The following is a 15,448-nucleotide window of genomic DNA, read 5'->3' on the forward strand; positions in this document are numbered from 1 at the left end:
GACGACCTGATGGACAACGCGATCGACACCGACCACCCCGCCGACGACGGCATCGAGCCGATCGCGATCGTCGGGTTGGCCGCCCGGCTGCCCGGCGCAGCCGACGTGCACGAGTTCTGGCGCAACCTGGTCGACGGCGTGGAGTCGGTGACCGAGCTGACCCGCGAGGAGCAGATCGCCCGGGGCGTGCCGCCCGAGGAGGTCGACGACCCGGGCTGGGTCAGCCGCGCCCCCCTCGTCGACGGCTACGACGAGTTCGACGCCGGCCTGTTCGGGATGACCGCCCGGGAGGCCGAGGTCACCGACCCGCAGCACCGGCTGTTCCTGGAGACCTGCTACACGGCCCTGCAGGACGCCGGCTACGACCCGGCCCGCTACGACGGGGCCGTCGGCGTGTACGCGGGCACCGGCGCGGCGTCGTACCTCAACCGCAACGTGCTGCGCAACAAGAAGGTCGGCGGCAACCCGCACAGCGCCGTCTCCATCGCCACCAGCAACTCGCCGAACTACGTGGCGACGAACGTGTCGTACCGGCTGGACCTGCGGGGGCCGAGCCTGACCGTGCACACCGCCTGCTCCACCTCGCTGGTCGCGTTCCACCTGGCGTGCGAGGCGCTGCGCAACGGCGAGTGCGACATGGCCCTGGCCGGCGGCGTCAACATCGAGCTGCCGCAGGCCGGCTACCTCGGCATGGACGGCTTCACCTCGCCCGACGGGCGGTGCCGGCCGTTCGACGCCGCCGCGAACGGCACCGTGTGGGGCAGCGGCGTGGGGGTGACGCTGCTCAAGCGGCTCTCCGACGCGATCGCCGACGGCGACCACATCCGGGCCGTGGTGCTCGGCAACGCCATCAACAACGACGGGGCGGGCAAGGTCGGCTTCACCGCGCCCAGCGTGGACGGGCAGATGGAGGCCGTCGCCCAGGCCGTCGGGATGGCCGGGATCGACCCGCGCACCATCAGCTACGTCGAGGCGCACGGCACCGGCACCGCGATGGGCGACCCGATCGAGGTGGCCGCCCTGTCGGCGGTCTACACGAAGGACACCGACGACCGGGGCTGGTGCGGGATCGGCTCGGTGAAGTCCAACATCGGCCACCTCAGCCAGCCCTCCGGCATCGTCAGCGTGATCAAGACGGTGCTGGCGATGGAGCACGGCCTGATCCCGCCGACGATCAACTACGAGACCCCCAACCCGGCGATCGAGTTCGCCGACACCCCGTTCTACGTGGCGAACACCCTCACCAAGTGGGACACCGACGGCGCGCCGCGCCGCGCCGGGGTCAGCTCCTTCGGCATCGGCGGCACCAACGCGCACGTGGTGCTGGAAGAGGCGCCGGCGGCGCACCCGGGCGACCGGCGGGTGCGCCCGGCGCAGCTGCTGCACGTCTCGGCGAAGACCGCCACCGCCCTGGACGCCGCCGTGGACCGGCTCGCCGAGCACCTCGCCGGCAACCCCGACGGCGGGGCCGCGCACCTCGCCGACGTCGCGCACACCCTGCGGGTGGGCCGCCAGCAGTACGCCCACCGCCTCGCCGTGGCCGCCACCGACCTGCCCGACGCGGTCGCCGCGCTGCGCAACCCCCGGCGCGCGACGCGCGGGGTGACCGACGGGCCCGCCCCGAAGGTGGGTTTCCTCTTCTCCGGCCAGGGTTCCCAGTTCGCCGGCATGGGCGCGCAGCTCTACGCCGAGGAGCCCGCCTACGCCTCCGTGGTCGACGAGTGCGCCGAGCTGCTCCGCGCCGAGCTGGGCCTCGACATCCGGGACCTGATCCTCGACCGGCACCCGGAGGCGGCCGAGCTGCTGGCGCAGACCCGCTACACCCAGCCCGCCCTGTTCGTCGTGGAATACGCCCTGGCCGTCACCTGGCAGCGCTTCGGCGTGCGGCCGGCGGCGATGGTCGGGCACTCCATCGGCGAGTACGTCGCCGCGACCGTCGCCGGGGTGCTCGACCTGCCCGACGCGCTGAAGGTGGTGGCCGCCCGGGGCCGGCTCATGCAGTCCCTGCCGGCCGGGTCGATGCTGGCCGTGCCGCTGGACGAGTCGGTGGTCGCCGGGCTGCTGCCCGAAGGCGTGTCGATCGCCACGGTCAACGGGCCGGGCACCTGCGTGGTGGCCGGCGAGGCCGACGCGGTGGCCGCGTTCGCCGAGACGCTGAAGGCCACCCGCAAGGTCAAGAGCAAGGCGCTGCGCACCTCGCACGCGTTCCACTCGCCGATGATGGAGCCGATCCTCGCCGAGTTCACCGCGCTGATGGCCACCGTGGCGCTGCGCGCGCCGCGCATCCCGTTCGTGTCGAACGTCTGCGGCACCTGGATCACCGACGCGCAGGCCACCGACCCGGCGTACTGGGCGGCGCACCTGCGCCAGCCGGTGCGCTTCGGCGACGCGGTGGCCGCCCTACTCGCCGAGGGCACCTGGGCCCTGGTGGAGTGCGGCCCCGGCCGGCAGCTGGCCAACCTGGCCCGGATGCAGGTCGCCAAGGGCTCGGCGCAGCAGCGGGCCCTGGTGCCGCTGGGCAGCCTCCCGGGCCCGGGGGAGCCGACCGGCGACCTGGCGACGCTGCTGGCCACCGCCGGGGCGCTGTGGTGCGCCGGCCTGCCCGTGCGCACCGGCTCCGACCCGGCGGCGCGGCGGGTGCCGCTGCCGACGTACCCGTTCGAGCGCCGCCGCTACTGGGTCGACCCGGACCCGGTGGAGGCGGTCGCCGCCGCGCCGGCCGAGACGGGCCCCCGGCCGCTGCCGGAGTGGTTCGCCGTGCCGGTGTGGCGGCAGGCCGCGCCCGCGCCGGCCACCGCGCCGCCCGGCCGGTGCCTGGTGCTGGCCGACGGCCCGCGCGGCGCGGCGCTCGTCGCCGGCCTGCGCGCCGCGGGCGCCGACACCCTCGTGGTACGCCCCGGCGACGCGTTCGCCGCCGTCGACGGCGGCTTCACGCTGCGCCCCGCCGCGCGGGAGGACTTCGACGCGCTGGTCGCCGCCCTCGGCGACGACCTGCCGGCGCGGCTGGTGCACGCCCTCGCCCTCGACGGCGAGCCCACCGGCACCGACATCGCCGCCACCCTCGCCGCCCAGGACCGGGGCTTCTTCAGCGTCCTGCACCTGGTGCAGGCCCTCGCCGGGGCCGGCCGCACCGGCGACGAGCGCCCGCTGGCCCTGGACCTGGTGACCGCCGGCATCGGCGACGTGACCGGCGCGGACCTGACCCGCCCCGAGCACGCCACCCTCGCCGGCCTGGCCCGGGTCCTGCCGGTCGAGCTGCCCGGCCTGACGGTGCGGCTGCTCGACGCCGACCCCGCCGCGCCCGACGCGGACGCGCTGGTCGCCGAGCTGCGCCGCCCGGTCGACCCGGCGCACCCGGAGGTGGCGCTGCGCGGGTCCCGCCGCTGGGTCACCGGCTACGAGCAGGTGACGGTCGACGCCGAGGCCGAGCCGGGCGTGCTGCGCGACGGCGGCCGGTACGTCATCACCGGCGGCCTCGGCGGCATCGGCATCACCCTCGCCGAGGACTTCGCCGCCCGCGCGAAGGCGAAGCTGGTGCTGCTGGCCCGCTCGGGCCTGCCGCCGCGCGAGCGGTGGGACGACCACCTCGCCGTGCACGGCGCGGACGACCGGGCGGGCCGGGCCATCGCCGCGATCCGCCGGATGGAGGCCGCCGGCGCGTCGGTGCTGGTCCTCGCCGCCGATGTCACCGACCCGGCCGACCTGCGCCGGGTGCGGGCCGCCGCCGAGGCCGAGTTCGGCGGGATCGACGGGATCGTGCACGCCGCCGGCCTGCCCGGCGGCGGCATGGCCGAGGTGAAGGACCGCGCCGAGGCCGACCGGGTGCTCGCCCCGAAGCTCGCCGGCACCCTCGCCTTGGCCCAGGTCTTCGGCGACCTGCCGCTGGACTTCGTGGTGCTCTGCTCCTCGATCACCGCCGTGATCGGCGGCTTCGGCCAGGTCGACTACTGCGCGGCCAACAACTTCCTCGACGCGCACGCCCGCGCCGGCGCCGGCTGGGCCGCGCCGGTGGTGTCGCAGAACTGGGGCGGCTGGGCCGAGGTCGGCATGGCGGCGGAGAGCACCGCGCCGGCCGGGTTCCGGGCGGTGACCCGGGACACCGTCACCGCCACGGTCGACCACCCGGTACTCACCACGCGGGTGACCGGCCCGGAGGGCACGGTGCTGCACGGGCTGGTCTCCGCCGCGACCCACTGGCTGCTCGACGAGCACCGCATCGGCGGGGTGCCGGTGGTGCCGGGCACCGCCCACCTGGAGTCGGTGCGCGCCGCCGTGGCCGCCGCCGTCGCGGCCCCCGGCCCCGACGCGGCGGTGGAGCTGCGCGACGTGGTGTTCCTGGAGCCGTTCTCGGTGCCCGACGGCACGATCGCCCCGTACCGGGTGGCGCTCACCGCCGCCGAGGACGGTGCCACGGAGTTCGTGGTGCAGAGCCTCGCCGCCGGGGTGCTGCGCACCCACGTGCGCGGCGCGGCCGGCTGGACCACCGAGCCCGCCCCGGCGGCGGTCGACGTGGCGGCGGTGGCCGCCCGCTCCCGCCGGGTCGACGACGACGCGTCGTTCGGCCGGGGTCGCACCAGCATGCTCACCTTCGGGCCGCGCTGGCGGTCGCTGACCGCGCACCACCTCGCCGACGGCGAGGAGCTGGCGCTGGTGGAGGCGCCCGCCGAGGCCGCCGCCGACCTGGGCGCGTGGGGCCTGCACCCGGCCCTGCTGGACGTGGCCACCGCGTTCGGCCGGGGCCAGGGCTCCGGCACCTACCTGCCGCTGTCGTACGGGCGGATCGTGGTGCGCGGACCGCTGCCCGCGCGGTTCCACAGCCACCTGCGCCACCGCGCCGGCGGCACCGACGAGGTCGTCTCCGCCGACCTGACCCTGATCGACCCGGACGGGCGGGAACTGGTCTCGATCAGCGACTTCGTGCTGCGCCGGGTGGACGCGTCGGCGGTCACCGGCGGGCTCACCGCCGACGGCACGCCCGCCGACGCCGACGGCCCCGCGGCGGGTGCGCCCAGCGAGGACATCCGCCCGGTCGACGGCGCGGAGGCGTTCCGCCGCAGCCTCACCGCCGGCCTCGGCGCCCAGGTGGTGATCACCACCCGGTCGGTGGCCGACATCCGGGCCCGCGCCGCCCGGGTCACCACCGGGAGCCTGGAGTCGGAGGCCGACCCGGCGGTGTCGGCCGCCACCGTGGAGGCCGGCGCGTCGGCCGCGCCGCGCACCGAGCTGGAGGCCACCATCGCCCAGGTGTGGCGCGACGGCCTCGGCGTGCCGGTCGTCGGCGTGGACGACGACTTCTTCGCCCTCGGCGGCAACTCCCTCGTCGCGGTGCAGCTCATCGCGTCGATGCGCAAGGCGACCGGGGTGCGGCTGCCGATGCGCAGCCTCTTCGAGACGCCCACCGTCGCCGGGCTCGCCGCGCGCATCGAGGAGCTGCGCGCCGAGGCGTCCGCCGCCGACGAGCCCCCGGCCCCGGCCCCGACCACGAGCATCCCGCGGTTGCCCCGCGCGTGAGCACCAAGCAAGCACCCAGGGTTCGTGGCTTCGAGCAAGCAAGGGAGTACAGAGCAATGAGCGACACGATCGCCACGCTGCCGGTGGTCGTCGAAAACGACGGCCGGGCACTGACCGACCTGATCGGCGAGCGCCGCGCCGAGCTGCGGGCCGCCCTCGTCGACCACGGCGGGCTGCTGTTCCGCGGCTTCGACGTCGGCGGCGTCGACGGCTTCGACGCGGTGGTGCGGGCGCTGGCCGGGGAGCCGCTGGTCTACACCGAGCGGTCCTCGCCCCGGCACGCCATCAAGGGCCGGGTCTACACCTCGACCGACTACCCGCCGGACGAGGAGATCTTCCTGCACAACGAGAACTCGTACCAGGCGCGCTGGCCGCTGACGCTGTTCTTCTGGTGCGTCACGCCGCCGGACACCCTCGGCGCGACGCCCCTGGCGGACGTGCGCCGGGTGTACGAGCTGATCGACCCGGCCGTGCGGGAGGAGTTCGTGCGCCGCCGGTGGATGCTGGTGCGCAACTTCCACGCCGACTTCGGCACCCGCTGGCAGGACGTGTTCAACACCGACGACCGCGCCGAGGTCGAGGCGTACGCGGCGGCGAACCGGATCAGCCTGGAGTGGGTGGGCGCGGACGGGCTGCGCACCCGCGCCGTGCGCGAGCCGGTGCACTACCGGCCCGGCTCGGACACCCCGCGCTGGTTCAACCACGCCACGTTCTTCCACCTGAGCACCCTGCCGCAGGAATACCAGGAGGGGCTGCTGGCGATGTTCGGCCCCGACGGGCTGCCGTCGAACACCTACTACGGCGACGGCGGCGAGATCCCCGCCGACGTGCTGGACCACCTGCGGGCCGCGTACCGGGCCGCCAGCGTCCGCTTCGACTACCAGCGCGACGACGTGCTGGTGGTCGACAACATGACCGCCGCGCACGCCCGGGAGCCATTCACCGGGCCCCGCAAGATCGCCGTCGCGATGGCCGAGCCGCACACCCCCGAGAGCACTGGAGACAACTGATGGCCGAAACCCGATTCCTGGTCGTGCGCAACGACGAGGAGCAGTACTCGATCTGGTCGGCCGACCGGGAGCTCCCCGCGGGCTGGCACGACACCGGCTTCGCCGGCACGCGCTCCGAGTGCCTCGCCCACATCGACACCGTCTGGACCGACATGCGCCCCCGCTCGGTACGCGAGGCAGCGTCATGACGCGGGAGTGGACCTTCCCCGCCTCCTTCGCCCAGGAGCGGGTGTGGCTGGCCAACCAGCTCGACCCCGGCTCGCCGGTCTACAACGTGTCCAACCCGTGGCCCTTCCCGCTCGAGCTGGACGCCGACGCCGTGACCGAGGTGTTCAACCGGGTCGTCGCCCGGCACGAGGCGCTGCGCACCCACCTGCGCTCCGACGACGGGACGCTGGTGCAGGTGGTCCGCGAGCACGAGCCGGTCCGCCTGCCGGCCGAGGACCTGTCGGGCCTGCCCGAGGCCGAGCGGCTCGCCCGCTACCACGCGATCCGCGAGGAGCTGGCCCGCACCCCGATCCCGCTGGACGTCCCGCCGCTGTGGCGCGCCCGGCTGGTCAAGGTCAACGAGGCGTGGTCGGTGCAGTTCGTGGTGCACCACGCCGTCTTCGACGCCCACTCGGCGGTGCTGTTCACCACCGAGCTGTCCGCGTTCACCACGGCCGCGCTGACCGGCGCGCCCGCCGCCGTGCCCGAGCTGCCCATCCAGTACGCCGACTTCGCCGCCTGGCAGCGCGACCAGCTCGCCGGGCCGGAGTTGGACCGGCAGCTCGACTTCTGGAAGGCGCACCTGGCCGGCGCGCCCGCCGTGACCGGCCTGCCGCTGGACCGGCCCCGCCCGGCCCAGCTCGGCTTCGCCGGCGACGAGGTCCGCTTCGACCTGCCCGACGGGCTGCTCGACGCCGTCGGCGCCCTCGCCACCGCGTCGGCGGCCACCCCGTACATGGTGCTGCTGACCGGGTTCGCCGCGCTGCTGTCGCGGATCTCCGGCGACGACACCGTGGTCGTGGGCGTCTCCACCGCTGGCCGGGACACCGCCGAGGTGGCCCCGCTGATCGGCATGTTCGTCAACCCGGTGGCGCTGCGCTGCGACCTGACCGGCGACCCCACCGTCGCCGAGCTGCTCGGCCGGGTCAAGGGCGGCCTGCTCGACGCGATGGAGCACGGGCAGACCCCGTTCCAGAAGATCGTTGAGGCGGTGGCCCCGCAGCGGGACCCGTCCGTGCAGCCGATCTTCCAGACCGCGCTGAACTTCATCCCCGACTCCGGCCTGGACCCGGTGCCGCTGGGCACCACGAAGGACGACCTGGCCTTCGACGTCACCGCGGGGGAGAGCCGGCTGGTCTACCGCACCGACCTGTTCGACCGGGCCACCGCCGAGGCGGTCGTCGCCCGCTACGTGCGGCTGCTCGCCGCCGCCGTCGCCGACCCCGGCCGGCGGGTCAGCGAGCTGCCCCTGCTCGACGACGCCGAGCGGCGGCTGGTCCTCGACGCCTGGAACGCCACCGACCACGCCCGGCCGGCCGGCACCGTCGTCGACGCGGTGCAGCGGCAGGCCGCCGCCACCCCGCACGCCACCGCGCTGGTCAGCGACGGCGTCGAGCTGACGTACGCCGAGCTGAACGCCGCCGCGAACCGGCTGGCCCGGCTGCTGGTGGCGCGCGGGGCCGGCCCGGAGACCCGGGTCGCGCTGGCCCTGCCCCGCTCGGCGGACCTGCTGGTGGCCGTCCTCGCGGTGCTCAAGTCCGGGGCCGCGTACGTGCCGGTCGACACCGGCTACCCGGCGGCCCGGATCGCCTACCTGCTCGACGACGCCGAGCCGGCGCTGGTGCTCGCCGCCGCCGACACGGCGGCCCTGGTGCCCGGCGACGCGCTGGTGCTCGACCCGGGCACCGCCGCCGACCTCGACGCGGCCGACCTGACCGACGCCGACCGGGTCGCCCCGCTGCGCCCCGGACACCCCGCGTACGTGCTCTACACCTCCGGCTCCACCGGCCGCCCCAAGGGCGTCGTGGTGGAGCACCGGGCGGTGGCGGCCTACCTGGCCTGGGCCCGGGACGCCTACCCGGGGCTGGCCGGCACGGCGCTGCTGCACTCGCCGGTGTCGTTCGACCTGACCGTCACCGGGCTGCTCGGCCCGCTGACCGCCGGCGGCACCGTCCGGCTCGCCGCCATCGACGAGCCGGCCGCCCGCGCGGGCGGGAAGCCGGCCTTCCTGAAGGTCACCCCGAGCCACCTGCCGCTGCTCGACGACGCCCTGTCCCCGACGGCGGACCTGGTCATCGGCGGCGAGGCGCTCACCGGCGAACAGCTCGCCGCCTGGCGGGCCGCCCACCCGGGCGTGGCCGTCACCAACGAGTACGGCCCGACCGAGGCCACCGTCGGCTGCGTCGCCGCCCGCATCGCACCCGGGCAGGACCTGGCCGCCGGGCCGGTGCCGATCGGCACGCCCACCTGGAACACCCGGGCGCTGCTGCTCGACGCCGCGCTGCACCCGGTGCCCCCGGGCGTGGCCGGCGAGCTGTACGTGGCCGGCGACCAGCTCGCCCGCGGCTACCTGCGCCGCCCCGGCCTGACCGCCGAGCGGTTCCTGCCCTGCCCGTACGGGCCGCCGGGGCAGCGCATGTACCGCACCGGCGACCTGGCCCGCTGGCGGGCCGACGGGACGCTGGAGTACCTGGGCCGCCGCGACGACCAGGTGAAGGTGCGCGGCATGCGCATCGAGCTGGGCGAGGTCGAGTCGGCCCTGCTGGCCCGGCCCGGCGTGCGGGCGGCGGCGGCAGCCGTGCGCGCCGACTCCGGCGAGCCGGCGCTGGTCGGCTACCTCGTCGGCGACGCCGACCCGGCGACCCTCGCCGCCGACCTGGCCCGGGAGCTGCCCGCGCACCTCGTGCCGGCCGCGTTCGTCACGCTCGACGCGCTGCCGCTGACCCCCAACGGCAAGCTGGACCGGGCCGCGCTGCCCGCCCCGGCCGCCCCGGCGGCGGTCGACGACGCGTACGTCGCCCCGCGCACCGACGCCGAGGCCCTGGTGGCCGAGGTGTACGCGGACATCCTCGGCGTGGAGAAGGTCGGCGCGGCCGACGACTTCTTCGCCCTCGGCGGCAACTCGTTGCGCGGCATGCGGGCAATGGCCCGCATCCGGGCCGAGGTGGACGTGGACCTGCCCATGCGGGCGCTGTTCGGCAGCCCGGTGGTGGCCGACCTGGCCGCCCAGATCGAGAAGCTGATCGCCGCGGAACTCGACGAGCTCTCCGACGCCGAGGTCGCCGAGCTGCTGGCGACGGAAGAGGGACCCACCGCATGACCGACCTGAAGGATCCGGCCCGGGAGGCGGCCCGGCAGGCGCTGATCGCCAAGCGCCTGCGCAAGCGGACCGCCGCCCCCGCCGCCCGGATCACCCCCCGACCCCCCGGCACGCCGGTGCCGCTGTCGTACGCCCAGGAGCGGGTCTGGTTCATGGACCAGATCGCCCCGGGCGAGGCGGCGTACCACATCGCGGTGCCGCTGCGGGTGCGCGGACCGCTCGACGTCGCGGCCCTGCGCGGCGCGCTGGCCGCCCTGACCGCGCGGCACGAGTCGCTGCGCACCCGGTTCCCCGCCGACGCCGACGGCCGCCCCACGGTGGTGGTCGAGGAGTCCGTCGAGGTGCCGCTGACGGTGACGGAGGCGGCCGACGCCGACGCCGCCCAAGCACTGGTGGAGGCCGCGTCGGCGGAGCCGTTCGACCTGGCCAGCGGGCCGCTGCTGCGCGCCCTGCTGATCCGCCTCGCCCCCGATGACCACGTGCTGTTCCTGAGCAAGCACCACATCGTCGGCGACGGCTGGTCGGTGGACGTGCTGCTGCGCGACCTGATCACCCTCTACCACGGCGGCGAGCCGCCCGCCCTGCCCGTGCAGTACGGCGACTTCGCCGTGTGGGAGGGCAAGGAGCTGGACGGCCCGGCGGCCCGGGGGCACCTGGACTGGTGGAAGTCCCGGCTGGCCGGGATCACCCCGCTGGAGCTGCCGCTGGACGCGCCGCGCCCGGCCACCCAGACCTACCGGGGCGACTTCGTCGAGTTCCAGCTCGACCCGGCCGAGACCGAGCGGCTCAACGTGCTCACCCGGTCGTCCGGCGCGACGCTGTTCATGACGCTGCTCGCCGCCTACCAGGTGCTGCTGTCCCGGCACGCCGGGCAGGAGGACTTCGCCGTCGGCGCGTCCGTGGCCGGCCGGTCCGTCCCCGAGCTGGAGAACGTCGTCGGCATGTTCATCAACATGCTGCCGCTGCGCGCCGAACTGGCCGGCGACCCGACGTTCACCGAGCTGCTGGAGCGCACCCGGCGCGGCGTGCTGGACGGCTTCGAGCACGCCGACGTGCCGTTCGCCAAGGTCGTGCACGAGCTGGGCCTGCCCCGCGACGTGAGCCGGTCCCCGGTGTTCCAGGCCATGTTCGTGCTGCAGAACTACGAGATGGGCCGGTTCACCGGGGTCTCCGACGCCGCCGACGTCCGCTTCGAGTGGACGCCGATGGAGCTGCGGGCCACCCGGTTCGACTTCGAGCTGCACGCCGTGGAGACCACCGAGGGGCTCTGGGGCAAGCTCGTCTTCAACACCGACCTGTTCACCCGGGCCACCGTCGAGTGGATCGCCCGCCGGTGGACCACCCTGCTGCGGGCGGTCGTCGCCGCACCGGACACATCGGTCTCCGCCCTGCCGATGGTCGACCCCGCCGAGCGGGAGCTGCTGGCCGCCTGGAACGACACCACGGCCGGGTTCCCGCAGGAGCAGACCCTGCACGGGCCGTTCGAGGCGCGGGCCGCCGCCACCCCCGACGCGGTGGCGCTGACCTTCGAGGGCCGCTCGGTCACGTACGCCGAGCTGAACGCCGCCGCGAACCGCGTCGCCCACCGGCTGCGCGCGGCCGGCGTCGGCCCGGAGACCCTGGTCGGGGTGTGCGCCGAACGGTCGGTGGAGCTGGTCGCCGGGCTGCTCGGCGTGCTCAAGGCCGGCGGCGCGTACCTGCCGCTGGACCCGGAGTACCCGGCCGACCGGCTGTCCTTCATGGTCACCGACGCGGACGCGCCCGTGGTGCTGGTGCAGGAGCACCTGCGCGACGTGCTGCCCGACACCGGCGCGACGGTGCTCGCCCTCGACGACACCGCGACGTGGGCCGACCAGCCCGCCACCGACCCCGCGCCGACGGCCGGGCCCGGCAACCTCGCGTACGTCATCTACACCTCCGGCTCCACCGGCCGGCCCAAAGGCGTGCCGAACACCCACCGGGGCATCGTCAACCGGCTGCACTGGAAGCAGCGGACCTACCGGCTCGCCGCCGACGACGCGGTGCTGCAGAAGACCCCGGCCAGCTTCGACGTGTCGGTGTGGGAGTTCTTCTGGCCGCTGCGCGAGGGCGCCCGGCTGGTGCTGGCCAAGCCCGGCGGGCACAAGGACGCCGCGTACCTGCGGGACCTGCTGGTGTCCGAGCGGATCACCACCGCCCACTTCGTGCCGTCGATGCTGACCGTCTTCCTCGGCGAGGACGGCATCGAGGCGGCCACCGGCCTGCGCCGGGTGATCTGCTCCGGCGAGGAGCTGCCGCTGGCCTCGGCGGTGGAGTTCACCGCCCGGCTGCCCTGGTGCGAGCTGCACAACCTGTACGGCCCCACCGAGGCGGCCATCGACGTCAGCGCCTGGCACTGCGACCCGTCGGCGCTCGCCGGGCTGTCCGGCGTGCCGATCGGCGGGCCGATCGCCAACCTGCGGCTGCACGTGCTCGACGCGGCCGGCAACGAGTGCCCGGTCGGCGTGGCGGGGGAGCTGCACATCGGCGGCGTCGGCCTGGCCCGGGGCTACCACCGCCGGCCGGCGCTGACCGCCGAGCGGTTCGTGCCCGACCCGTTCTCCGGCGAGCCGGGGGCCCGGCTGTACCGCACGGGCGACCTGGCCCGCTGGGTCGCCTCCCCGGCCGGCGACGGTGACGCGGCCGGCGACGGCCCGCGCGGGGTCATCGAGTTCCTCGGCCGCATCGACCACCAGGTGAAGCTGCGCGGCCTGCGCATCGAGCTGGGCGAGATCGAGAGCGCCCTGCGGGAGCAGCCGGGCGTCACCGAGGCGGCCGTCATCGTCCGCGAGGACACCCCGGGCGACAAGCGGCTCACCGCGTACCTGGTGGGCGACGCCGAGCACGCCGCGTTGAAGGCGGCGCTGAAGGAGACGCTGCCCGAATACATGGTGCCGACCGCGTTCGTCACCCTCGACGCGCTGCCGTTGAGCCCCAACGGCAAGCTCGACCGCAGGGCGCTGCCCGCGCCCGTGGTGACCCGCGAGGCGTCGGTGGCGCTGGTCGAGCCGCGCGACGACACCGAGCGGCTGCTGGCCGGGATCTGGTCGGAGGTGCTGGGCGTCGACACGCTCGGCATCGACGACGACTTCTTCGACCTGGGCGGGCACTCGATGCTCGCCACCCAGGTCGTCGCGAAGATCCGCAAGGCCGAGCACGGCGGGCGGCCCGTCGGCGTGATGGACCTGTTCCAGCAGCGGACCATCCGCGAGCTGGCCGCGTTCATGACCGGCGACGCCGCCGACGACGGCCCGCGCCGGCTGCTCTACGAGCTGACCAAGCCGATCCCGGCGGGCCAGCGGGTCCGCACGTACGTCTGCGTCCCCTACGGCGGCGGCAGCGCCATCGTCTACCAGCCCCTAGCCGACGCCCTGCCCGCCGGCAACGCCCTGTACTCGCTGGCGATCCCCGGCCACGACGTGGGCCTCAGCGAAGAGGGCCTGCCGTTCGAGGAGCTGACCCGCCGGGTCGCCGACGAGATCGTCGAGCGGATCTCCGGCCCGATCGTCCTGTACGGCCACTGCGGCGTCGGCAGCGCCATCGTCGCCGAGGTGGCCCGCAAGGTCGAGGCGGCCGGCCGGGAGCTGGAGGCGCTCTACATCGGCGCGATGTTCCCGTTCGCCCGCCCGAAGGGCCTCTTCGCCGCCGCCCGCAACCGCCTCGAGCGGCTGCGTAGCAACAAGCACTACGCGAGCTGGCTCAAGTCGATGGGCGTCGACACCGACGAGCTGGACCCGGAGCAGGCCGACCGGATCATCAGCAACATGCGGGCCGACTCCCGCGCCTCCGAGGAGTACTTCACCGGGCTGCTCGACGCCGGTGCGGCGAAGCTGCGCGCCCCGATCATCTCGGTGGTCGGCTCCGAGGACCCGGTGACCGACTACTTCACCGAGCGGTACGCCGAGTGGCAGTTCCTCACCGACACCGTCGGGCTGGTCGTGCTCGACCAGGCGGGACACTTCTTCCTCAAGTACCGGGCCGACGAGCTGGCCGAGATCGTCACCTCGGTGCACCCGGCGGTGCGCGCCGACGACACGACCGCCCTGGAGGCGGCGGCCCGGGGCGAGGACGCCGGCTGGGTCGTCGCCGACCACCAGCGCGTCGGCGCGGACCGGAGCCCCGAACGGGCCGTGGTCAAGCCGAGCATGGGCCGGTTCGTCGCGGTCACCGCCGGCCAGCTCGTCTCCACCACCGGCTCGGCGCTGACCGCGTTCGCCCTGCCGATCTGGCTGTTCACCCAGACCGGCTCGGTGGCGAACCTGGGCCTGCTGTGGGCGCTGGCGCTGATCTGCGGCGTGCTGATGCTGCCCATCGCGGGCGCGATCACCGACCGGGTCAGCCGCCGTCGCATCATGATGATCGCCAGCTCCGCCGCCGGGTCGATCCAGCTGGTGCTGGCCGCCCTGCTCTGGACGGACAACCTGCGGCTGTGGATGATCTACGCCCTGGTGGCGCTCAGCCAGGTCGCCGGGTCGTTCCAGCGCATCGCGTTCCAGTCGGCGGTGCCGCAGCTCGTGCCGAAGCGCTACCTCGGCCACGCGATGGGCGTCACCCAGCTCACCAACGGCTTCGCGATGCTGCTGATGCCGGTCTTCGCCGCCGGCCTGCTGGCCGCCATCGAGCTCAAGGGCATCCTGCTCATCGACGTGGCCAGCTACGTGGTGGCGGTGACCACCCTGGCGGTGGTCCGCTTCCCCGACCTGCTCGGCTGGCGGCCCCGGGAACGGCTGCTCGTCGCGATCGCCAACGGGCTGCGCTACTCGTGGCAGCACCGGGGCTTCCGGCTCATGCTGGGCTACTTCGCGATCGGCAACATCTTCCTGGCCCCGGCGCTGGTGCTGACCACCCCGCTGGTGCTCTCCTTCGCCACGGCGACGCAGGTGGCGCAGGTGGCCCTGGCGGAGGCGCTCGGCGCGGTGGCCGGCGGCGTGCTGATGTCGCTGTGGGGCGGCCCCCGCCACCGGCGGATGATCGGCGTCCTGATCGGCAACCTCGGCACCGCGCTGGGCTGCGTCGTGATCGGCCTGGACGCCTCCGTGGTGGTCATCTGCGTCGGGGCGTTCTGGCTGGCCATGTCCATGACCACCGCCCAGTCGATCTACGCGACGATCGTCCAGGTGAAGGTGCCGCAGCGCTACCACGGCCGGGTGTTCAGCCTCAACCAGACCATCTCCTGGTCGACGCTGCCCATCGGGTTCGCGCTGCTCGCGCCGGCGGCCACCGGCCTGTTCGAGCCGATGCTCGCCGAGGGCGGGTCGCTCGCCGGGTCGGTGGGCGCGGTCATCGGCACCGGTCCGGGCCGGGGCATCGGCTTCGCGTACGTCTGCTTCGGCGCGGCGCTGGTACTGGTCACCCTCGGCGGCTTCGCGATCCGGCTGCTGCGCCGCTTCGACATCGAGGTGCCGGACTCGCTGCCCGACGATCTGATCGGCGCGCAGGAGCGCGAGCGGCGGCTGGCCGCCCGCGCCGCCGAACGGCAGGAGGAGAAGGTGCCCGTGGCGGCCTGACCCGCCCGGGTGGCTGGCCGGGGCCTGCGGCGGGTTATCGCCGCAGGCCCCGGCGTGCGCTCAGGCCCCCGGCGGGTCGGCCAGGTCGGCGTGGG

Annotated in this window: 5 protein-coding genes; all 5 read left to right on the forward strand. The window is 75.1% G+C overall.

From position 1 onward, the window contains the following. Positions 1-9: 9 nt before the first annotated feature. Genes LPA42_RS29220 through LPA42_RS29240 form a run of 5 tightly spaced genes read left to right on the forward strand, consistent with a single transcriptional unit; the run spans position 10 to position 15,353 of the window. A complete protein-coding gene (locus LPA42_RS29220; protein WP_077939870.1) occupies positions 10-5,511 on the forward strand; it encodes a type I polyketide synthase in 5,502 nt (1,833 codons plus the stop codon). 56 nt (positions 5,512-5,567) lie between these two features. Beyond that, complete coding sequence (locus LPA42_RS29225) at positions 5,568-6,521, forward strand: TauD/TfdA family dioxygenase (RefSeq protein WP_077939858.1); 954 nt, start codon at positions 5,568-5,570, stop codon at positions 6,519-6,521. Beyond that, on the forward strand, positions 6,521-6,709 hold the full coding sequence (locus LPA42_RS29230; RefSeq protein WP_043968608.1) for an MbtH family protein: 189 nt from the start codon (positions 6,521-6,523) through the stop codon (positions 6,707-6,709). Before LPA42_RS29225 ends, LPA42_RS29230 begins: the two co-directional genes overlap by 1 nt. Then, complete coding sequence (locus tag LPA42_RS29235) at positions 6,706-9,828, forward strand: non-ribosomal peptide synthetase (RefSeq protein WP_077939859.1); 3,123 nt, start codon at positions 6,706-6,708, stop codon at positions 9,826-9,828. The genes LPA42_RS29230 and LPA42_RS29235 overlap by 4 nt, the downstream gene beginning before the upstream one ends. Further along, the gene (locus tag LPA42_RS29240; protein ID WP_077939860.1) at positions 9,825-15,353 is read left to right on the forward strand and encodes a non-ribosomal peptide synthetase/MFS transporter; all 5,529 of its coding nucleotides are present in this window, start codon (positions 9,825-9,827) and stop codon (positions 15,351-15,353) included. The genes LPA42_RS29235 and LPA42_RS29240 overlap by 4 nt, the downstream gene beginning before the upstream one ends. Positions 15,354-15,448: the final 95 nt, after the last annotated feature.

Origin of the sequence: Micromonospora sp. DH13 (assembly GCF_020873825.1) — a bacterium.
GTDB lineage: Bacteria > Actinomycetota > Actinomycetes > Mycobacteriales > Micromonosporaceae > Micromonospora > Micromonospora haikouensis.

Coding starts and splice junctions, on each gene's coding strand:
- LPA42_RS29225 (WP_077939858.1), top strand. CDS start 5,568: ATGAGCGACACGATCGCCACGCTGCCGGTGGTCGTCGAAAACGACGGC.
- LPA42_RS29230 (WP_043968608.1), top strand. CDS start 6,521: ATGGCCGAAACCCGATTCCTGGTCGTGCGCAACGACGAGGAGCAGTAC.
- LPA42_RS29235 (WP_077939859.1), top strand. CDS start 6,706: ATGACGCGGGAGTGGACCTTCCCCGCCTCCTTCGCCCAGGAGCGGGTG.
- LPA42_RS29240 (WP_077939860.1), top strand. CDS start 9,825: ATGACCGACCTGAAGGATCCGGCCCGGGAGGCGGCCCGGCAGGCGCTG.
- LPA42_RS29220 (WP_077939870.1), top strand. CDS start 10: ATGGACAACGCGATCGACACCGACCACCCCGCCGACGACGGCATCGAG.